Below are 21289 nucleotides of genomic sequence, written 5' to 3'. Positions count from 1 at the left end.
TCACTAACTGATAGTGAAAGCCGCTGCTTATCTCACCAAGATGTAAATATGAATCAGTTTAATTTCAATGTCTTATGTGGATTTCCACTATGGCGCATCATTTGCAAATCCCTAATTTCTATAACTAAAGGATTGATGGGAATGAAAAAATTCTGTGGATTTGTCTTAGTGCTGTTCTTTGCCATAGCCGCACTATGGTTTGTGCTGCCGAAGCAGCAAAACGTCAGCCAAAGTATAGCCGAGCTGGAACTGTACTTACCTGCCCTGATGGAAGAGGCTGCTATACCCGGGCTTGCGATTGCGCGGATTAAAAATGGTCAGACGGTATTGCTGCAAACTTATGGCAAAGCCAATATTGAAACCGGCGCACCGGTAACCAAAGACACCTTATTTAATCTGGCCTCGATCAGCAAACCCATCATGGGCCTTGTGCTGTTGCAACTGGTGGATCAGGGTAAGCTCGATTTAGCGCAAGATATTAATAACTACTTGCCATTCAAGGTTGATAATCCCCATACTGCAGAGGAAAAAATAACCTTGCGCCATCTGGCCAGCCACTCATCTGGCATTGCCGATTTTTATGACATCAACAGCTATGCAGAAAATCAGGATCCAGATATCTCCTTAGGACAACATCTAACCAGCCTGCTGTTAGCTGATGGCGATAATTACCGGCAAGGTGAACACTTTTTGCCGCAGTTACCCGGTGAAAAACGCCAGTACAGTAATTTAGCCGCAGGGCTTGCCGGCTATCTTGTCGAAGCTACGACGGGCATGTCGCTGGCACAGTACAGTAAAGCTAAAGTGTTTCCGGCTTTGGCGATGCCCCATAGCAGCTGGTTGCTGCATGATGTGGCTCTGGAAACTGTGGCAGTACCTTATGAAGTAGAACAATGTGTACCTTATTTGTTCCTTTGCGCAGATACGGAATCGCCAAGCGTAAACTACCTGATTGGCCGCTATATCGATCCGCCTGCAAAGTATAAAAGCTTCAAACCTTACCCACATTTCGGTAATCCACAATACCCGGACGGAGGTGTTCGCAGTAGCATCAGCGAACTGAGTCAGTTTCTGGTTGCACTGTTGAATAATCAGGATAGTGCTGGTCGGCCTTTATTGTCGGACGCTATGTATAACGAAATGTTTAGCTTACAACTGCCAGAGTCAGTTTCTGCTAATCAACGTTTTTTCTGGCGAGACAATGAAATGGGCTTAACAGGCCATATGGGTTCAGACTTAGGTGTCTTTACCGCGCTTTATTTTGACCGCAGTAGCAAAGATGGCTTTATTATCCTGATGAACAGAGGCGTGGACGACAAAGCTGCAGCTGCCATGAAGCAGATTGCCACAAAGTTAGTTGACCTTTAGTTTCTCAGGCTGTGCAGAATAAAAGACAGTTTTTGAAAGTGCTATACAGTTAAAGCTGAATCAATACCTTGATATTGTTCCGGTTTTATTTCTGTTATATTGCCTGTAGCGTAAAACCGATGGGCGGAATAGTGATGGCCGGGGTGGCAACACATAACAACAAATTAAAACAGTTACTGGCCGAGCTCACCAGGCGCAGCCGTACTGCTACCACCGTGCAGGACTTGCTGGAGATAACGGAACTGGCCGCGCGTTTTAATGCGCCACTGGTGTACCGTAACCAACTGCAATACGTTCTGGCGGCTGTATTTGTGCTGGCCGGTGCTTTGTTACTGTTTTTTCAGCATCAGTATTATCTGTATATCCGGCCGTCAGGCTGGACGGGGTTTACCTTGTTAATGACAGCCGCGGCCGGACTGTTACTGTTTGCCCTTTCGCGTAACCGCAGTATCAGCCGGTTATCCAATGATATTTTTACTAAAAACGTCTTGTTCGATAACCAGCTTAAACCACTGGCAGAAAAAGATGTCGCTAACCAGCTGCTTGCGGCCTTTTTAGAATTTAAACGGGGTAATTACAGCCGGAAAATAGAGCAGCTTTATCAGGGGCATTCAGCAAGCGATAACAGCAGTTTCAGCTACTATTTTTATCATTTTCATTATGTGGATAAACGCAGAGAAACCTATACCGAAAGTGACGGTAAAGGCGGAACCCGTATCCGTACCAGAACGGTATACGACCACTACCACCGCTATGGTATCTGTGTTCCAGAGTTCAAAAACCCGGCTGTAATGGTATACAGCCATGCACCGGAGCACAAACTGCCGGCAGCTTATCGCCCGGCATCTAACCGTTTTAATAATCACTACCGGGTGCAAAGTACAGATGAAATGCAGGCAGCCCGGCTGATGAAACCTGCGGTAGTGATTGCTTTTGAAGATCTGTATCCGATATTACAACGGCCTAATGTTGAACTGCAGCCCGATGCCGGTTTATGTCTGTCATTTAATGACAACAACCTGCTGCTGGCTAAGCGGCAATACTCGTTGCAGCAGCCACAGTTATTTCGCCAGGAAATTGCAGCCCACACACCACTGGACAAATTGCATCAGGCGTTGCATTTTATTCATCATCTTGCCAATCATGCCGCTATCTCTTTACAGGATGCCAGACTATGACCACTTTTATTACTATTGCTGTTATTGCTGCTTTACTGGCGATTATTATTATTGCCATTTACAACGGCATTATTACCCGCCTTAACGCGGTAGAGCGGGCCTGGGCCAATGTGATTACGCAGGAACGGCAGAAAAACAAAATTATCCCGGCACTAGAACAACTGACCGAGCAATATCAGTTATACGAAGCGGGGGTAATGACACAGATCACCGAGCTGCGCAGCGCCTTACACAGCCTGTCGGCAGATAACGTAGACACTGCCGGCCTGGCACAAGCTGAACAGAAAACCACAAATCTTATTAAAGGCTTACAGGTAGCGGTAGAAAACTATCCTGAGCTGAAAGCATCCGACAGCTTTAATAATCTCATGCGGGAAATCAGCAATCAGCAGGAAAATATCGGCGCGGCTATCCGTATTTTTAACCAAAACGTGGAAGATTTTAATAACGGTATTGAAACCTTTCCAAACTCGCTGGTTAACCAGCAGTTTAACCGCAAACAAAAAATCCAGACCTTTACTGATTCAGAAGCAGAGCAGGGCTTTGAATATAGCTTGAAAAAACAGTAATCACAGCGGGCAAGGCTGCACAAAGATCCGATTGCCAGAAGAAATTTTTTTGCTATGATTGCGCGGTATTTCGGCAGCTGGCTGCAAATACACTTGCACTGCGTATTTATGCAGTAAAGTCTGATGTTTAGCGCTCACTTTTTCAGCGCAGCACGGCTGATATAGCAAGCAAACGCTCCGTTGAGTTTGGTTATCTGCTGCAACGGTTCACTTAACTTTTATCCGGCTTGCCGGAGTTAACTTTGAGAATAATAAATGATGTCAGCAGATACCCTGGTCGAGAGCCTCGCCGAACCTGTTGCAGCGGCGGCCGAAGCGGCCGCCGACGTTATCACTATCGAACCTTCCATTATAAGTTTAATACCCCCTGTTGTAGTGCTGGCTATTGCCATCTGGCTGAAACGGCCGATATTAGCGCTGATCATGGGGGCAATTGCCGGTATGTTGCTGCTATCGCCTGCAGGTGCTTTAGGCAATATGGCCGACACTTCACTGCGGGTAATGCAGGACGAAACCATTGGCTGGTTAATTCTGGTGTGTGGTGGTTTTGGCTCACTTATCGCTTTACTGGTGCACACCGGCGGGGCTTTTGCTTTTGGCCGCGCCGCACAGCGCGTGGCTACCGGGCGTAAGTCTTCCATGCTGATGACCTGTTTTTTGGGTATCGTTATTTTTGTTGATGATTACTTAAATGCGCTGACAGTGGGTGAAACCATGAAGCGCATTACCGACAAGTATAAAGTATCACGCGAGATGCTGGCCTATATTGTCGACTCTACCGCCGCCCCCATTTGTGTGCTTATTCCCATTTCCACCTGGGCGGTGTTCTTCGGTGGTTTGCTGGTAGCCAATGATGTAACACCGGCCGGCGACGCCAGCGGTATTCAAACCTATATTTCTGCCATTCCTTATATGTTGTACGCCTGGCTGGCGATGATTATGGTTATCCTGGTTATTATTGGTGTAGTGCCGGTATTTGGCCCGATGAAAAAAGCCGAGCTGGCAGCACAGCAATCCCTGATCGCGGCAGAAGATGCGCCTCATTCGGCCACTACCGCACAGGATACCCACTCAGCTGATGATTTTGCCGTGCAGTCGTTCGATGAAGAGTTTGAGCAAAGCAACCGCAACACCGGCAAGTTACATAACTTTTTGCTGCCAATGATTATGCTGGTTGGTTTTACCATCTGGTTTGAAATTGACGTCTGGAAAGGCCTGTTAATGACCTTTCTGCTGACATTGCCATTGTATTTAGTACAGCGGCTGATGAACATCTCGGAAATGATGGATGTAATGATCCATGGTTTTAAAACCATGTTGCCTGCCATTTGTACCGTTATCGCTGCTTTTGTTTTTAAAGATGTCTGCGATCAGTTAGGCCTGCCACAGTTTATTATTGATAACCTGGCGCCTTATATGAGTGCCCAAATGCTACCGGCGCTGGTGTTTTTATCCATGGCGGTGCTGGCGTTTGCTACCGGTTCGTCCTGGGGTATTTTCGCCGTGTCTATTCCTATCGTTATGCCATTGGCGTTTGCCGTTGAAGCCAATATCCCACTGGTAATTGGTGCGCTGTTATCGGCCAGCTCATTCGGTAGCCAGGCCTGTTTTTACAGTGATTCTACCGTACTGGCAGCGCAGGGTTCAGGCTGTAACCTGATGAGCCATGCTATCACGCAGTTTCCTTATGCCTTTACGGCAGCAGTGCTGGCGTTCTTTGGCTTTATTGCACTGGCGTAACCGTCGGTTTAAGCTGCCTGTTTAATACAAGGCGCTGGCTGTAATGGCTCGGCGCCTTTTTTATCGCTGCTATATTAAACTTGTGCCGCTTAAACACTTTGTCACTTCAACAGTTTGTTACTTCAACACTTTGTCACTTTTTTACGCCTGACAAAATGCCCTGACACTGTTACCTTATATAACAACCCTCTATAACAACTTTATACAGCCTGTTTACCGGAGTTTTTATGCTTACCATGCTGGCTAAAATTCTTAAAGTACTTAACTCACAAGCGTCACCCTGGCAAATTGGCTGGGCTATTGCGCTGGGCCTGTTTGCCGGCATACTGCCGCTGGGTTTACTGACATTGCTTATCGTGCTTATTGTGTGTCTGCTAACCGTTAATCTGTCTACTTTTATTGTGGTCTGGGGGTTAACCGAAGGCTTAATGCTGCTGTTTGCCACACCGCTGGAAAACCTGACCTGGCAATACGCGCAAAACGATACGCTGCTGCAACTGTTGGCCAATACCGAAACCCTGCAGCTGCTGCATTTACACCATACGTTAACCCTGGGCGCCTTTGTGCTGGGTGCAGTGTTAGTAGTGCCGGTAGCCTGGCTTAGCAAAGTGCTGGTTATGCAATACCGCAGCCGTGTGATGAGCAGCGTACAAAAATGGAAGCTCACCCAAATGTTAAAAGCCAGCAAGCTGTTTGCGCTGTACGAAAAATTGAATTAAGGAGCTGAGCATGATCCGTAAATCCGGTTGGTTAGTGTTTATTGTTTTCTTTGCCGCTCTGCTGGCGTTGGTTTATCTGGTAGCTGGCCCGGCCATACGCCTGGGTATGGTATACAGCCTGGAAAAAGCCGTTGGTGCTGAGGTGAATATCAGCAAGGTCTCGCTTGAACTGGCGCCACTGGCGCTGCGTATTAATAACCTGCAAATAACCGATGCCGCAAAACCTACCCACAACAGTCTCAGTTTTGGCCATGCCCGCGCCGCACTGGAAGTATGGCCGGCGCTGTTAGGCTATTACGTTATTGACGAGCTAACAGTAGATGGCCTGCAGTATGGTGCCGAGCGTAGCAGTGAAGGCAAGGTATACCGCGTGCCTGGCAGCGACAGTGAAAAAATTGATATTGCCCAGCTACTGCAGGTAGACCTGCCCGACGCCGACGAGCTTATCGCCCGTGCTAACCTGCAAACGCCAGCCAAAGCTGAAGCACTAAAACAACTGGCGGCTACTGAGCAGCAGCAACTCAAAACGCTGCAAACCCAGCTGCCTACTAAAGACTCGCTGGCGCAGTATCAGGCCGATATTAAAGCCTTAACCGACAGTAAAGTTGCCAACGCTACCGATTTAGCTGCTAAGGCGCAGCAGCTACAACAACTAAAAGATAAACTTAACAGCGAAAAAGCCAAAGTAGAGCAGGTAAAGCAGCAATTAACACAGAGTAAAAACAGCCTGCAGCGCGCAGTGGATGACCTGACAGCCGCCAGCAAAGCCGATTACGCCAAAGTGCAGCAACTGGCTAACCTGAGCGATGGCGGCCTGGCCGGCATCAGCCAGATTTTGCTCGGTGATGTCTGGGGCGAGCGTGTAGCACAGTTACAAACGCTGTACGAGTTGGCTAAGCCTTATATACCCGAAGGCGGCATATCAGGGCCGGGCAATGAAACAGCCGAGCCGGAAGTGGTTTTACCAAACCGTATTTTGCCATTACCAGGCCAGCCTTATCCTGATTTCTGGGTAAAAACCGCCAGGGTTAACTGGCTGATTGGCGGCGGCGAGGCCACCATAGCGCTGCAGGATATTACCGCCCAGCATGCGCTGATTAACAGCGCGACTAAGTTTTCACTGGATGTAAAGCAACTGCCGCAACTGGCCGCGTTTAACCTCAGCGGCGAATTTGCTGTGCTGCAGCAAATGGTCACCAACCTGAACTGGCAACTGGACGGCTTAAACCTGCAACCGCTTACCTTAGGTAAAGGTGATACCGCGCTCGATTTAGCCGCCGGTTTAATCAGCTCCAGCGGTAAGTTAAACCTTACCGATAACCGCATTCAGCAGCAAGCCAGCGTGGTATTAAACGCCGCTAATTTTAACAGCAGCGGCAATAAGTACCTGCAGCAACTGGCAAGCCTGCTTAACCAGCAACAGCAAATTCCGCTTAATATCGCCACCACCGGCCTTATCAGTGCGCCAGAGGTAAGTATCCGCTCGTCGTTAGACAAAATACTCGGCGATGCGCTGCTGGGCGAGGCCAAACAAAAAGTGGCGGCGTACCAAGCTGAGTTACAGGCTAAGCTAAACAGCCAACTGCAAACCGGCCTGGCTGGCCAGCAAGACTGGGCGGCACTGTTAACCCAGCAGGATGGTGAAGTGGCCGACATCAGCGGCAGCATTGAAACTATGCTTAGCGCTAAAATGGCGGATGTAAAAGATCAGGCCAAAGATAAGTTAAAAGACAAGCTGCTGGATAAACTCGGCGGCGGTAATTAAACGCCACTAATTAAACGCCACCATACAGGCTGTAACTGGTTGTTACAGCCTGTAAGTCTTTATTAATAGCGCCCCGCCTGGCGCAAAATTGCCCCCGCTTAACCTATCTGCATAGCTTTTTTCCTGCCTCAGGATAGATTTCTGCTACTTCAGTGCATGGAATTGCCCTATATGAATTTAACCCGCGCGGCATTAAAAAATCCGGCCAGTATTGTAGTGCTGGCTGTGCTTATCTTATTGTTTGGCGTGATCAGCTTGCTAAAACTGCCAATCCAGATCACGCCCGACATTGAACAACCACAAATTTCTGTTTTTACCGGTTGGCGCTCGGCAGCACCGCAGGAAGTCGAAGCCGTTATTATTGAACCGATTGAAAACGCCATAAAAAATACCCGCGGCGTTATCAAGGTAGAAACCAATATTCAGCGTGGTTTTGGTTCTATTACACTGACATTTGATGTTGGCGCGAACATGCAGCAGGCAACACTGGATGTGATAAACAACCTGAACCAGGCACCGGCACTGCCGCTGGATGCGCTTGAGCCTACCGTTGTCGCCGGCGGTGGCCAGAATACGCCGAATGCCGCATCGCTGTTGATCCGGCCGTTACCGGGTAACAATGTGCGTGATGTAGCGCAGTACCAGCAACTGATTGAAGACGTGGTTTACCCGCGGTTAAGCCGTATTCAGGGGGTAGGCCAGGTTAATTTAAACAGTCAGCGGCCGCGTGAGCTGCGCATTACCTTTGATCCGCAACGCGCTGCCGCGCTGGGGCTGAATATCAATAATATGGCAGCGCAAATTCGCGCCGCTACCGATGCCTCAGGCGGCTTTGCCGATGTTGGCCGGCGCCAGTATACCGTGCGTTTTGCCGGCCAGTTTAACCCGGCATCACTGCTGGATATGATCATCAGCTACAGTGGCGAGCGGCCAATTTACCTGCGTGATGTGGCTACAGTAAAAACCGGTTTTAGCGACCGTACCGGCTTTACGCTGCGTAATGGTGCCCATGCCTATTACATTACGATAGCGCGTAACAACGATGCCAATACAGTGGCGTTGCTTGATGACATTAACCTGGCACTGCGTGAGCTGAACGAAGGGCCGTTGCTGGAAGCCGGCCTGGTAATGGATTTAAGCTTTGATGCCTCCGTTCACATACGTAATGCGCTGGCGCTGGTAAAAAGTAACCTGGGCTTAGGTGTGCTGCTGGCGCTGAGTTTACTGTGGTTGTTTATGCGCGGCTGGCGCGCCACTGCCATTATTGCGCTGAGTATTCCGCTGTCGCTGGCTATTGCCCTGCTGGCGCTGCAACTGCTTGGCCGCAGCCTGAATGTGATCTCGCTGGCGGGGCTGGCATTTGCTGTCGGCCTGGTGCTGGATGCAGCCATCATAGTGCAGGAAAATATTCTGCGGTTAAAAAGCGAAGGGCTGGACGACAAAAAGGCCGCTTTGCGCGGCGCGGCCCAGGTTAGTGGTGCTTTGCTAGCCTCTACTGCAACAACAGTAGCAATTTTTCTGCCCATTCTGTTTATGGCCGGCATTGAAGGCCAGCTGTTTTCTGACCTGGCACTAACGTTATCGGTGGCGGTATGCAGCAGCTTTATTGCCGCCACTACCGTTATTCCGCTGGCCAGCCGCTACTGGCTTGGCCGCAGCGTCAGCACCGACCCTTTTGCGCAGTACTGGCAACGTTTAAGTCAGCTGATTATGCGCCTGACCAATAACAGCGTTAAGCGCTTAAGCTGGCTAACAGGGCTGACGCTGGGATCGGTGCTGCTGACCCTGCTGCTGATGCCGCGTACCGACTTTATGCCAAGGGCGCCGACAGACGGCTTCTTTTATTCATTTAGCCTGCCGCCGGGCGGTAATATTGATTTTCTCGAGCAGGAGCTGGCCAACCGCGTGGTACAGCGGCTGGAGCCTCATTACAGTGGCGGCAAGTTACCGGGCATTAAAAGCTATAACTTTTATACTTTTGGCCCCAATGCCAGTGGTGGTTTTGTGTACGCGGCCGACCCGACTCAGGTAGAACAGTTAATGGACGTAGTACGCAACGACGTCTTCGCCGGCATACCAGATACCCAGGTATTTTTATTTCGCGGCTCAATGATTAACGTATCAGGCGGCGGCGATGGCCGCAGTGTCGAGCTAAACCTGCAAGGGCCGGATTTAACGGCACTGCTGCAGGTAGCGCGTATTGGTGTGGCAGCGGTGCAGCACCACCTGCCCGGCGGCAGTGCCCAGCCGATACCCGCGCTCGACATGGCTGAGCCAGAACTGCAATTGCTACCCAACGACAGAGCCATCAGCCAGGCAGGCCTGAACCGCGCTGAAGTGGCTAACTATGTGCGCGCTTTTACCAGTGGTTTATTCGTGTCAGAGTATTTTGACGGTAACGACAGAATGGACGTTATTCTGCGCGCCCAGCAATGGCACACGCCAGAGCAACTGGCGGCCATGCCGCTGGTAACACCGCGCGCAGGCGTGCAAACACTGGCCGATATGGCCCAGATCCGCCAGACAGTCGGGCCATCGCAGTTGCGGCGTATTGGCGGCAAACGCACTATCAGTTTAATTGTCCGGCCACCGGAGGGGATGTCACTGGATGAAACCATGGAGCTGCTACAACAACACGTTATGCCAGCCATGCAGCGGGTATTACCTGATGGCGCCAGCCTGCAGCTAAGTGGCAACGCCAGCCAGATGAATTCGGCCATTGATGAGATGTTGCTGAACTTCGCGCTGGCGCTGCTGATTTTGCTGTTATTAATGACGGCACTGTTTAAATCATTGCGCGATGCACTACTGGTGTTACTGGTTATGCCGCTGGCCATTGCCGGCGGTGTGATGGCATTGGCACTGGTAAACCTGTTTACGCCGCAGTCGCTGGATCTGCTAACGATGATTGGTTTTATTATTTTGCTTGGCCTGGTGGTAAACAATGCCATTTTACTGGTCGATCAAACCCGCAGTGGCGAGCGTGACGGCTTAACCCGCACAGATGCTGTACAACAAGCAATATTACTGCGCGCCCGGCCAGTATATATGAGCACGCTGACCAGTTTATTCGGTATGCTGCCGCTGATGTTAATACCCGGCGTTGGCGCTGAGATTTATCGTGGTCTGGCTACGGTGATAGTGGGCGGTATGGCTATCAGCGCAATATTTACCCTGATTTTACTACCAGCGGTGCTGCAAATGCAGCGGCCTAAGGTGGTGCAACCTGCAACTTTATCTGCTTCGGCTCAAGGATCTCATCATGCGTAAGTCTATGCTGGTTATCACACTGTGCTGCAGCTTTAGCCTGCTAGCGCAAACTGCCGTGCCCACGCCAACAGCCACATCAGTGCAATTAAGTGAAAGCCGGTTATCTTATGAAGTGCCAACAATAGATGCCGCCGGCACCGTATACAGTATCAACAATACTGAAATAACCGCCGGTATTGATGGCAGGCTAAGTTGGGTTGCCGAAGCGGGTACCTTGGTGCAAGCCGGCGACTTGCTGGTGCAATTAGACCCGGTGCCGCTGCAGTTGCAAAAAGCCGAACTAACGGCGCAGTGGCAACGCGCTAAATTGCAAACTGCTTATTTTCAGGCCGAGTATCAGCGGTTACAGAATTTACAGCAAAGCCAGAGTGTTTCGCTGTTGCAACTGGATAAAGCCCGCTCAGATTATCAGTTGGCTCAGGCCGATGCCGATATCATCGCTGCCCGTATTGCCCAGTTGGATGATCAGCTAAGCCGCACCCAGGTTACCGCGCCCTTTGCCGGTGTGGTAGCCCAGCGGTTGCGTGAAGCCGGCGGCGATGTTTCCCGCAGTACGCCGTTATTGCGGTTACAGGATATTTATCAGCTGGAAGTACGCGCTTATGTGCCGTTGCAATATCTGCGCTATGTAAAACTGGGCGATATATTGCAGATCAGTAACCTGCAATATCAGGGCAGTGCAGCCGTAACCGCAGTGATCCCGGCGGCCGATGCGCAAAGCCAGCGCGCTGAACTGCGGTTAAAACTGGGGGCAGCATCTACGCAGTGGCTGGCAGGGGAGCTGGTTAACGTAAAAGTTGCCACCCGTAATAGCAAGGCCGCGATAACAATACACCGCGATGCAGTGCTGCTGCGCAGTGACGGCACCTATGTTGTTACCGTGGATAACAATAACATTGCCAGGCGTAAGGCCGTGAAAATCAGTGATGGCCACGGCGACTGGGTTACGGTAGATGAAGGCCTGCAGGCCGGTGAAAAGGTTGTAACCCGCGGCGCTGAACGCCTGCAGGACGGCCAGAGCGTTTCACAAAGTTAACCTGGCCCCAGGCAGCGGCCGGAAAATAGCTGAGTATAACTAAGCTACAGTGTTTTACATCTGCCGCTAAGTATCGCAAAATAACACCAGCTGTACCCACTTAAGGCCTTTAATAGCACTATTAAAGGCCTAACCTACCAAGGACAGGATATGACATTAGGCTGGACCATCTTCGCCTGTATCGCTACCTTTTTTGCCGCTTATATCGTGTTTGCCATTGGCTTTTATTCGTCGATGGGTATACAGCACCGCAGCCGCTTACTGCACGCCTATATGCTCAGCGCCTGGCTATGGTTACCCGGCTCGGGCATAGTGGGTATAATTTTAGGTATTATTAACTACCAAAATGAAGCAGACAGCAGCGGCTACTGGATCTTTACCCTGCCGCTTATAGCACTGGCCGTGTACTTTGCTGGGTTTGTGTTGTTAAGCAAAAAGCCTTAATAGTGCAGATGTAATTTTGGCAGATTGCTTGAGTAACGACATCGGTAGACGCAGTGGACGTAAAATCTCTAGGGCAACTCCGCGACTGTTCGAATCTGGCCCTGAGCACCAATAGCTTACAAAAATCCCTAATAGATTCTTCAGTGATATAAATTTTTCTGGTTAAGTGCTTTGCACGAGTTGCTATGTAATTGGGCTGCAGCTAAAGGCGAAGCGAGCCCGACCAAAAGTAATATGTATTCTTTCAAAACTAGCCAGAGTAAAATTTTCCCTGCCCACGACACCTATACACCGTTGCCGCAATACTTTTTTGTTTTGCTCTTATCAAAATAGCGAGCTGTGAGTTGGCGTATGTGGCACAGTAACCTTCTGAATATTTGCAAGAATGTGAATTTTAACTAATCTAGTGACAGCCTGATAATAATTCATTAAGTTAGACACAATCGGCGCTTTGTCTTTTTGATGTTGTGGCATGTATCGGAGCTATTAGGTAATTTTACTTTGACCCAGGTACGCAGTTTTATAGGTTAAAAAGCGACATCAAATTCTCCATATTTAGCAGTATCCTTGTGCCGTGTTTTTATCGCTATCAATAAATGGATTTTAAAAATTAAGTAAGACACCGTGAGGGATTTATGCCAGCAGAAAACCGCTCCAAACTTCTTCGTATGACCATACGGAATATCGGATGTATAGGGAATGACGGGATCGATATTGCACTCGATAACATCGTTTGCCTAGTAGGCAAAAACAACGCAGGGAAGTCAACTGTTCTACGAGCATATGAGCTTGCGAAAGGTGTTATGGCTTTCAATGTTAGCAATGATCGTCACCAAAGTGCAACTGATGGTCAACCCTCTGAAATATTGCTTGAAGTACACATACCCGATGGTATTGGTAATGTAGATGCAAAATGGAAACAAGCGAAAGATGGCTTTCTTATCGTTAAAAGCCGCTGGCAGTGGAGTGCCCCTAATTTCGAAAAGGTAAGAACTACTTGGGATCCTACAGCCGGTGACAATGGTGAGGGGGGATGGGCGGAAGATGGTAAAGCCGGTGGAGCTGATCCAGTGTTCAGCTCGCGTCTTCCAAGACCGTTGCGCATAGGTTCGTTAGATGATGCAGGAAAAACTGAAGATGTTCTTCTGAATTTCGCACTCTCCCCATTACAGAAAGAGCTTGAAAAGGCGAGGCTTGACCCTAGCTCTCCATTGGCTATAGCTATTCATAGTGTTACAGGTAGTATAAATTTACTTAGCGAACAACATCAGGAGCATTTTAACGGCATCGCAGGAAGGGTTGCCGAAGGCTTTAAAGGGGTTTTTCCAGGGCTTGATGTTACTTTGAGTGTTGGTGCCGCTCCTCTGGTGCCCAAAGTTGGGGATCTTATTAAAAGTGGCTCCAGCCTTAAAATTAGGGATGGCCATGCAAATACTAGCCTTAGCCAGCAAGGCACAGGTGCTCGTCGTGCATTATTCTGGTCAATGCTTCAGGTCCATAATGAGTTAAATCGTGACAAAGAAGTGCGGGAAGAATTTCGTAAAAGGCTAGCTAAGGATTTAGCTGAGATTGAGAAGAAAATAAGCAAGCCACCCAAAGGGGCAGAGTTGGATGTACTCAATGATGAATTGTTAAAAGCGAAAGCGCGTTTAGAATCTCATGATGGCGGTGCGCCTATACCTGATAGCCCTGATGATCCTGCGTTTCCTGGATATTTACTGCTGATTGATGAACCAGAAAATGCACTTCACCCGATGGCTGCTCGTGCAGCTCAACGCCACCTGTATCAGCTTGCTAAAAACCCTGATTGGCAGGTCATAATGACAACTCACTCGCCATGCTTCATCAATCCATTTGAGGATCATACGACAATTGTAAGGCTTGAGCGCAGCAATGTAGGTGCATATTCTGAGATAACACCGAAAACCTACCGTTCAGATCACATTACATTCATAGGTGATGAAAAACAACGGTTACAGGCTTTGCAGCATATAGATCCAAGTTTCTCAGAAGTATTCTTCGGTTCCTATCCAATCTTAGTTGAGGGAGATACAGAGCATGCTGCTTTTATGGCCTCGATCATTGAGCGTAATAATGCATTGATGGACCAGATTACTATCATACGTGCTCGGGGGAAAGCAATTCTGGTTCCTTTAATCAAAGTTCTAACTCACTTTAGAATTCATTTCAGTCTTATTCATGATTCGGATTCACCTTACCGCTCTGATGGAAGTAACAATGGAATGTGGACTGAAAACAGAAAAATACATCGAGCTCTCTGCCAAGCTAGAAGTGCTGGGCTAGCCATTCGTCATCACGTCAGTGTGCCAGATTTTGAACGCTTTCTGGGCCAAGACGAGGCACAGAAGGATAAACCGCTGAATGCTTATCTGCAGATTAAGCTGGACGAAGGGTTAGCTCGCAGCGTTCAGACACTTATGGATTCTCTTCTGAATTCCGAAGAGCATTGTATGTTTGGGAGTGAAACTGATACTGATGAATACATGAAAAATCTTCTAGCGATGGTTTTAGGCTGGGCTACTGCCAATGGGATGGCTGAAAATGTTCGTTTCAAAATTAATGAGTAAGCACCTCGGGAGCAGTTCCTGAAGTACTCTCAGTTATAAGATGGATTGGGTTACTTTGGGGATAAAGTCGACCCGCCGCATTAGAGTCATTTGACTCCTTAATACTGCATCACGCTAATAAATCGGGAAGTGCACATAAAAATGAACGACTATGACTTTAGTCAACTAAATGACAAAGAATTCGAAGTGATGTGTGCAGATTTGCTCGGATACGAAGAGTCAGTTCGATACGAACGCTTTAAGCCCGGAAAAGACGCCGGGGTTGATGGTAGGTTTTTTTCAGCAACTGGTAATGAAACAATTTTGCAATGCAAACACTGGGCTTCAAGTCCTTTAAAAAATCTTATTTCGCATCTTGAAACAGTTGAGTTTCCAAAAGTAGCTAAACTTAACCCCGATAGATACGTACTGATGATTTCTCATTCTCTTTCGAGATCCGACAAGACAAAAATTTCTGCTGCTCTTCACCCATTTATTCTGACAGACAGCGATATTTTTGGAAGGGAAGATTTGAATGACCTGCTTGCTCGCCATTCCGAAGTCGAACAGAGGCATTACAAGCTCTGGATATCTAGTACAACAGTCCTAAAGTGTATAATTAATAAACCCATAATGGATCGTAGTCAGTTTGAAATTGAAGAAATTGTTGAAAACGCTCGCCTTTATGTCCCCACTATTAATCACCAAGAAGCACTTGAGAAATTAGAATCTCTAGGCTGTGCCATAATCACAGGACATGCAGGTATTGGTAAGACAACTCTGGCTAAACATTTAGCGCTTCATTATATTTCAAAGGGTTTTCAATTCTTTTCCCTCGCAGAAGGAATTCGTGAAGCCGAAGCTGTTTTTGAATCCAATAAACTTCAAGTATTTCTTTTTGATGATTTTTTAGGTAGTAACTATCTTGAAGCTCTTTCTGGTCATGAAGGAACTCATATAGTTCAGTTTATCAAGCGTATAGTGAGAGATAAAACAAAGCGCTTCCTTTTGACATCTCGTTCAACAATACTTAATCAAGGAAAGCTATTGAGCAATGCATTCCAACATTACAATATAGAAAGAAACGAGTTTGAGATTACTTTGGGTTCGCTTGCAGATATTGACAAAGCGCAAATGCTATATAACCATATGTGGCATTCAGATTTGCCAGATGAGTATGTAGATAAACTATATCAAGATAAACGCTACAGGAAAATCATTGCTCACAAAAACTTTAATCCACGTCTAATAAAATATATAACAAACGTTGAGTGGGTCTCTAATAATCAGCCGGATGATTACTGGAGTTATATTTCTGAAATGATGGATAATCCCGTTCGTGTATGGGAGCATCCATTCGAAGCGCAACATGATGACTTTGGTCGGGCATTAGTCTTACTGGTAACGTTGAATAGACGTTCAATAGATCAAAATTCCTTGGCTGATGCCTATAAAAGATTTGTCTCTTTCCCTGAAAATTTGACAATGAACGGACGTCGAGATTTCTTAACTACCATGAAGCATCTGTCTGGCTCTCTTTTGTCTCGAGTAGTTATGAAAAACATGAACCAGAAAGCAATTATTAACTTGTTTAATCCATCAATTGGTGACTATGTATTGCACCGATACGCAAAAGACATTCCCTCACTAAAGTCCGCATTCTCCAGTTTACGCACGGCAAACTCTCTAAGAACACTGGAGTATTTAACAGAGGAGAAATTATTAGATGCGAAGGCTGTAAATTCCATGTTGATGGAACTACTAGCTGAGGCTATCAATAGTAATTACTCTGGGTGTGATTCGGAGTATGTTGCGATGCTTTGCAAACAACGTCGAAAGGTAGACCCAAGTTTACATCCTAGCCACCCTCATATAAGCGAAGCAACAAAATATATATTGTCTGTAGATTGTCCATCAGTTTTCGAAGCAGCTGCAGAGCTAATTGAATGGGTGTTTTCATGTGATATGCTTAGTTCTGCCGATGTGGTTGATTTTTTCTTGAGGGCATGTGAAAAGCACCCTAGTTACTCTGAAATTGCATCGCTGACATTGATAATATCTAAACTGGATTCGTTAGAAAAAGCTATTTTAATGCCGAAATTCGGCGATGCAGTCGCTGACTATCTTATCGACGCAGCTTATGACGAGTTCCCTGATGATAACGTGTTTGATCAAGTGTATCCTGGGGAATATTCAGATGCGGAAAAAAACTTACGTTGTCTTGTGACAGATAAGCTTAGTGACTTCGGCTTCGAAAGTGATAGTGATTTAATTGAAAGAATAGTCGATGGTTATGCTCTTTATACTAGGCATGATGAGTACTTTGGGTCACATGAGCCTGATCTTGATACTGGGCGTTCAAGTGCCGAATATAGACATTTCGATGAGATAGATGATCTCTTTGAGCGAATAAGATAAAGAGGCGATTGACGTAGCAGTTGATCTTATCAGATAGATGTTTTGACAACTCCACCATCTCTCATTATTCGCGCTAGAACAAAACTCACCTGCTTTGCTACTTTTCGCTTTCAGCCTCGTCTTCATGACGCATCTTCGTGCTGCTGACGCTGAGATAACCAGAACAGAACATTTTAATTATTATAAAACAATAACCTAAGCGGTATTTCTAAAATTCTGCCAAATGCTTGTCGATTTCCTGTTTCCCCATCCGACTAACTAACGTGAGTTAATCACTGCTACCTTTACTGCAGCATCAGCTGGCTGTGGCGGGATATTGCCAATTTATAGGAGCAACACGATGAAATTTAACCCGGTAGTGCATTTTGAAATTTACGTAGAAAATATGCAGCGCGCCAAAGCGTTTTATCAGGCGCTGTTTGATATCAAGCTGGAACACATGCCGTCACCCACGCCGGAGGTTGAGATGGAGATGTGGTTCTTTCCGATGGATAAAGAGAACGGCATGAGTTACTACGGTGCCGGCGGTAGCCTGGTAAAAATGGACGGTTTTACTCCAGGCGGCGGTGGCACCCTGGTGTATTTTGGCTGCGAGGATTGTGCAGTGCAGGCTGAACGTGCTAAAGCCAATGGCGGCAGTATACAGCAGGAGAAAATGTCTATAGGCGCACATGGTTTTTGCGCCGTGGTGCGCGACTCTGAGGGCAATTTAATCGGCCTGCACTCGATGGCATAAGTTAGCCAACGCATTTACATACCAGGTGCCCCTTTTACTCAGGGGGCGTTGCTACTGCAAAGTTTTTATGCTGCTGACCGCAGCATCTGATATCCCGTCATCCTCCTGCTAAGCGTTCGTTACGGCTTAACTATGATTTTTACTCATGGGTTAATGAAATAATATCATTTTTATTCATGCAGCGCCGGGTGTATAAATTACACATGGCTTTAAGTCTAGACGTCTAGATGTTTTATCGGCGGTTAGCACAGGGGATAGCAGAGCATGAACAAAGATTTCAGTTTTACCATTAAGCGTATCCGGTTTGATGAGCATTATCAGCCGGCAGACAGTACCCGTATCACCACCAACTTCGCTAACCTGGCAAGAGGTGAGTGCCGCCAGCAGAATTTGCGGAATGCTTTAACGATGATTAACAACCGTTTTAATGCGTTGGCGCAATGGGATAACCCCAAAGGCGATCGTTACTCTGTCGAGCTGGATATTATTTCGGTTGATGTAGATATCGACGGCAATGGCGCCGGCTTTCCGTCGATTGAAGTATTAAAAACCAATATTGTTGATCATAAAACCAACGAGCGCATCGAAGGCATAGTGGGTAATAACTTTTCCTCTTATGTGCGGGATTATGATTTTAGCGTATTGCTGCTGGAGCATAATAAGCAGCAAGCGCAATTTAGCATCCCGGAGAATTTTGGCGAGCTGCATGGCAAGCTGTTCAAATATTTTGTTAACTCAGATGCTTACAAGCAACACTTTAAAAAGCCGCCGGTTATATGCCTGAGTGTGTCGGATAACAAAACCTATCAGCGCACGGAAAACCAGCACCCGGTATTGGGGGTGGAATACCTGCCAAACGAGTCGTCGTTAACCGAGCAGTATTTTAACAAGATGGGCTTGCAGGTGCGTTATTTTATGCCGGCAAACAGTGTGGCGCCCTTGGCCTTTCATTTTGTTGGTGACTTGCTTAACGACTACACCAACCTGGAGCTGATTAGTACCATCAGCACGATGGAAACCTTCCAGAAGATTTACCGGCCGGAGATTTATAACGCCAATGCGGTTGCAGGCAAAAGCTATAAACCGGATTTAAAAAATCAGGATCATTCCATTACGCAAATTGTGTATGACCGCGAAGAGCGCAGCAAGTTAGCTATAGCTCAGGGCAGGTTTGCTGAAGAGCATTTTATTAAACCGCACCGTGCAACGCTGGAACAATGGTCGGCTAACTACGCTTAAGGAAAATTACTTACGATGAAAACATTATTACCTACCTCTACTGCCGGCAGTTTACCTAAACCATCCTGGCTGGCACAGCCTGAGACACTGTGGTCACCTTGGAAACTGCAGGGTGACGAACTGGCTGATGGCAAACAGGATGCGCTGCGGCTGTCATTGCAACAGCAGCAACTGGCCGGCATTGATATTGTCAGTGATGGCGAGCAAACGCGGCAACACTTTGTCACCACCTTTATAGAGCACTTAAACGGCGTGGATTTTAACCAGCGCAAAACGGTCAGAATCCGTAACCGCTATGATGCCAGTGTGCCAACCGTGGTGGGCCCGGTGTCGCGGCCAAAGCCGGTGTTTGTTGAAGATGCTAAGTTTTTACGAACGCAAACCAGCCAGCCGATAAAATGGGCCTTGCCGGGCCCGATGACAATGATCGACACGCTGTACGATGACCATTATAAAAGCCGCGAGCAACTGGCGTGGGAATTTGCCAAAATACTGAACCAGGAAGCAAAAGACTTAGAAGCTGCCGGTGTGGATATTATTCAGTTTGATGAGCCGGCCTTTAATGTGTTTTTTGATGAGGTTAATGAGTGGGGCATTAAGTGTTTAGAGCGCGCCATCGAAGGGCTTAAATGCGAAACGGCCGTACATATTTGCTATGGCTACGGCATTAAAGCCAATACCGATTGGAAAAAAACCTTGGGCTCTGAGTGGCGGCAATACGAAGCAGTATTCCCCAAACTGCAGCAATCCAATATCGATATTATATCCTTGGAGTGCCACAACTCGCATGTGCCGCTTGAGCTACTGGAGCTTATCCGCGGTAAAAAAGTGATGGTAGGCGCCATTGATGTGGCAACTGACACCATAGAAACGCCAGAAGAAGTGGCGGCTACGCTGAGAAAAGCACTGCAGTATGTCGATGCCGACAAGCTTTACCCCTGCACTAACTGTGGTATGGCGCCGTTATCCCGTGACGTTGCCACCGGCAAGCTGAATGCCTTAGCGGCAGGGGCAGAGATTGTGCGCAATGAATTACTGGCCAGGTAATATGCAATAACCTTAACAACCTGATGTTTCAATTTATTTGGATTTTAAAATTGGTATTTATTTTGCAACTGAATTGGTGATTTTGTTTAACTGAGGAGGGTTGCTATGGATATTTCAGGAATTCGGCAAAATATTGCCGTAGAAAAAAGTCAGTATTCGCAGTACAACACGAATGCTATTTCTAATTTTAAGTCATCTGGAATTTCTTCAGATAACACGGTAACCGAACCAGAGAAAGTGCATATTGATATGCGTAATATATCTCCGGATGAATATAGTGAATTAGTGAGATCGGGTATTGCTGATATTCCTGTGCCAATGATACTTCCTGATGGCCAGTATCATTTAGATGGTAAACAGTCTGATTTATCTAATAAAAAAGTTGATTACATAGGTCAAATAGAGAAATCTATAGAATTTAGCAAGAGTATTGGAGACCATAAAAGCGTTGATTTTTTGACAGGCCGCTTAGACCAAGTTAAAAAGCTACATGGATTAGAGTATATACCTATCCAGGATAGTAAAGGCATCGACGTAGCTGTTTAGACATGTGGCATGTTTATATACGGAGTGTGATGTGTTTTATCGTGCAGGTTTCGAATAGCGATAGTTTCTCTTAATTGTTGTTATTCGGAACCTTAGCTTTTTTTTGGTGGTAGTCATACGACTCCGTCTGATTCAAGATTTAATACGCCAGTTTAGTCCTTTCTTGTTGCTTACGAACACGCTCAGCCTGTTCCATTAAGCCTTCGAGCGCTTTGCCGAGCTTCTCCAGTTTGGCATCCAGTACGGCTATTTTACCGTCGCGCTCCGGGCTTTGTGGTTGCTGTTGCAGGGCATCTTTTTCGGCCTGGGCTTCTTCTATCTTCTGCTGTATTTCATCGTACTTTTGTTTATCCAGCCCGATGCGGTTGGCCAGCATTTGGTCCATTAGCTGGCTTAAAAATGCCTCTTGCTGTTTGCTGGTTTCATCCTGCTGCTGCGGTGCATGCTGTGTTGTCGGTTTTGTTGCCGCCGATGTAGCGATGGCGGCAATTTCCTGCCGCTGTGTGCCGGTATCGGCAACGTCGGTTTCTGGTTTTAGTAACTGATATTGCAGTTGGTAGTTATTAATACTAAGGCCTGACACTGTCATTTGCTGCACTCCGCTGTGAGTAGAATTTTGCCTGTACCGAAATAAAGCAGAAACTGTG

General features: G+C 47.2%; 16 protein-coding genes. 15 read left to right on the top strand and 1 reads right to left on the bottom strand.

Translation table 11 applies throughout. The features are described 5' to 3' along the window. Nucleotides 1-141: 141 nt before the first annotated feature. The 15 genes from BLW68_RS17080 (at nt 142) to BLW68_RS17010 (ending at nt 20642) form a co-directional block, all read left to right on the top strand. Nucleotides 142-1368 carry a serine hydrolase domain-containing protein gene (locus BLW68_RS17080; RefSeq protein ID WP_177172277.1) on the top strand — a complete coding sequence of 409 codons (1227 nt, stop codon included), beginning with the start codon at nt 142-144 and terminating at the stop codon, nt 1366-1368. Between the two features lie 119 nt (nt 1369-1487). Then, entirely contained in the window at nt 1488-2546 is a 1059-nt protein-coding gene (locus BLW68_RS17075) for a hypothetical protein (protein WP_143039981.1), read from the top strand. Then, nucleotides 2543-3115 (top strand): LemA family protein, encoded by a 573-nt coding sequence (locus BLW68_RS17070; RefSeq protein WP_092795933.1) that lies wholly within the window; start codon nt 2543-2545, stop codon nt 3113-3115. Before BLW68_RS17075 ends, BLW68_RS17070 begins: the two co-directional genes overlap by 4 nt. A gap of 255 nt (nt 3116-3370) precedes the next feature. Further along, nucleotides 3371-4855: a Na+/H+ antiporter NhaC family protein gene (locus BLW68_RS17065; protein WP_218141400.1), complete on the top strand. Its 1485-nt coding sequence runs from the start codon at nt 3371-3373 to the stop codon at nt 4853-4855. 227 nt (nt 4856-5082) lie between these two features. Continuing rightward, nucleotides 5083-5574 carry a TIGR03546 family protein gene (locus BLW68_RS17060; protein ID WP_092795931.1) on the top strand — a complete coding sequence of 164 codons (492 nt, stop codon included), beginning with the start codon at nt 5083-5085 and terminating at the stop codon, nt 5572-5574. A gap of 10 nt (nt 5575-5584) precedes the next feature. Beyond that, on the top strand, nt 5585-7339 hold the full coding sequence (locus BLW68_RS17055; protein ID WP_092795929.1) for a TIGR03545 family protein: 1755 nt from the start codon (nt 5585-5587) through the stop codon (nt 7337-7339). Between the two features lie 171 nt (nt 7340-7510). Continuing rightward, nucleotides 7511-10609, top strand: a complete 3099-nt coding sequence (locus BLW68_RS17050; RefSeq protein WP_092795989.1) for an efflux RND transporter permease subunit — start codon at nt 7511-7513, stop codon at nt 10607-10609. After that, nucleotides 10602-11645 (top strand): efflux RND transporter periplasmic adaptor subunit, encoded by a 1044-nt coding sequence (locus BLW68_RS17045; RefSeq protein WP_092795927.1) that lies wholly within the window; start codon nt 10602-10604, stop codon nt 11643-11645. The genes BLW68_RS17050 and BLW68_RS17045 overlap by 8 nt, the downstream gene beginning before the upstream one ends. 150 nt (nt 11646-11795) lie before the next feature. Then, the gene (locus BLW68_RS17040) at nt 11796-12089 is read left to right on the top strand and encodes a hypothetical protein (protein WP_092795925.1); all 294 of its coding nucleotides are present in this window, start codon (nt 11796-11798) and stop codon (nt 12087-12089) included. A 635-nt stretch (nt 12090-12724) separates the two neighbouring features. Further along, nucleotides 12725-14677, top strand: a complete 1953-nt coding sequence (locus BLW68_RS17035; protein WP_092795922.1) for an ATP-dependent nuclease — start codon at nt 12725-12727, stop codon at nt 14675-14677. A 141-nt stretch (nt 14678-14818) separates the two neighbouring features. Beyond that, nucleotides 14819-17074 carry an nSTAND3 domain-containing NTPase gene (locus BLW68_RS17030; protein ID WP_092795919.1) on the top strand — a complete coding sequence of 752 codons (2256 nt, stop codon included), beginning with the start codon at nt 14819-14821 and terminating at the stop codon, nt 17072-17074. A gap of 340 nt (nt 17075-17414) precedes the next feature. Next, nucleotides 17415-17810: a VOC family protein gene (locus BLW68_RS17025; protein ID WP_092795917.1), complete on the top strand. Its 396-nt coding sequence runs from the start codon at nt 17415-17417 to the stop codon at nt 17808-17810. A gap of 264 nt (nt 17811-18074) precedes the next feature. After that, entirely contained in the window at nt 18075-19049 is a 975-nt protein-coding gene (locus tag BLW68_RS17020; RefSeq protein ID WP_092795914.1) for a DUF1852 domain-containing protein, read from the top strand. Nucleotides 19050-19064: 15 nt separating this feature from the next. After that, nucleotides 19065-20096 (top strand): methionine synthase, encoded by a 1032-nt coding sequence (locus BLW68_RS17015; RefSeq protein ID WP_092795912.1) that lies wholly within the window; start codon nt 19065-19067, stop codon nt 20094-20096. A gap of 105 nt (nt 20097-20201) precedes the next feature. Next, a complete protein-coding gene (locus BLW68_RS17010) occupies nt 20202-20642 on the top strand; it encodes a hypothetical protein (protein WP_092795911.1) in 441 nt (146 codons plus the stop codon). A 139-nt stretch (nt 20643-20781) separates the two neighbouring features. Here BLW68_RS17010 and BLW68_RS17005 read toward each other — a convergent pair whose 3' ends face one another. Further along, entirely contained in the window at nt 20782-21231 is a 450-nt protein-coding gene (locus tag BLW68_RS17005) for a hypothetical protein (RefSeq protein ID WP_092795909.1), read from the bottom strand. Nucleotides 21232-21289: the final 58 nt, after the last annotated feature.

Source organism: Rheinheimera pacifica, from assembly GCF_900108485.1.
GTDB lineage: Bacteria > Pseudomonadota > Gammaproteobacteria > Enterobacterales > Alteromonadaceae > Alishewanella > Alishewanella pacifica.
This window is presented reverse-complemented; position numbering and strand designations above follow the sequence as displayed.

Excerpts from the sequence above, each read along its gene's own strand:
- BLW68_RS17045 (WP_092795927.1), top strand. The coding sequence starts at position 10,602 with ATGCGTAAGTCTATGCTGGTTATCACACTGTGCTGCAGCTTTAGCCTG.
- BLW68_RS17025 (WP_092795917.1), top strand. The coding sequence starts at position 17,415 with ATGAAATTTAACCCGGTAGTGCATTTTGAAATTTACGTAGAAAATATG.
- BLW68_RS17055 (WP_092795929.1), top strand. The coding sequence starts at position 5,585 with ATGATCCGTAAATCCGGTTGGTTAGTGTTTATTGTTTTCTTTGCCGCT.
- BLW68_RS17020 (WP_092795914.1), top strand. The coding sequence starts at position 18,075 with ATGAACAAAGATTTCAGTTTTACCATTAAGCGTATCCGGTTTGATGAG.
- BLW68_RS17040 (WP_092795925.1), top strand. The coding sequence starts at position 11,796 with ATGACATTAGGCTGGACCATCTTCGCCTGTATCGCTACCTTTTTTGCC.
- BLW68_RS17075 (WP_143039981.1), top strand. The coding sequence starts at position 1,488 with ATGGGCGGAATAGTGATGGCCGGGGTGGCAACACATAACAACAAATTA.
- BLW68_RS17035 (WP_092795922.1), top strand. The coding sequence starts at position 12,725 with ATGCCAGCAGAAAACCGCTCCAAACTTCTTCGTATGACCATACGGAAT.
- BLW68_RS17010 (WP_092795911.1), top strand. The coding sequence starts at position 20,202 with ATGGATATTTCAGGAATTCGGCAAAATATTGCCGTAGAAAAAAGTCAG.
- BLW68_RS17005 (WP_092795909.1), bottom strand. The coding sequence starts at position 21,231 with ATGACAGTGTCAGGCCTTAGTATTAATAACTACCAACTGCAATATCAG.
- BLW68_RS17060 (WP_092795931.1), top strand. The coding sequence starts at position 5,083 with ATGCTTACCATGCTGGCTAAAATTCTTAAAGTACTTAACTCACAAGCG.
- BLW68_RS17065 (WP_218141400.1), top strand. The coding sequence starts at position 3,371 with ATGATGTCAGCAGATACCCTGGTCGAGAGCCTCGCCGAACCTGTTGCA.
- BLW68_RS17080 (WP_177172277.1), top strand. The coding sequence starts at position 142 with ATGAAAAAATTCTGTGGATTTGTCTTAGTGCTGTTCTTTGCCATAGCC.
- BLW68_RS17015 (WP_092795912.1), top strand. The coding sequence starts at position 19,065 with ATGAAAACATTATTACCTACCTCTACTGCCGGCAGTTTACCTAAACCA.
- BLW68_RS17050 (WP_092795989.1), top strand. The coding sequence starts at position 7,511 with ATGAATTTAACCCGCGCGGCATTAAAAAATCCGGCCAGTATTGTAGTG.
- BLW68_RS17030 (WP_092795919.1), top strand. The coding sequence starts at position 14,819 with ATGAACGACTATGACTTTAGTCAACTAAATGACAAAGAATTCGAAGTG.
- BLW68_RS17070 (WP_092795933.1), top strand. The coding sequence starts at position 2,543 with ATGACCACTTTTATTACTATTGCTGTTATTGCTGCTTTACTGGCGATT.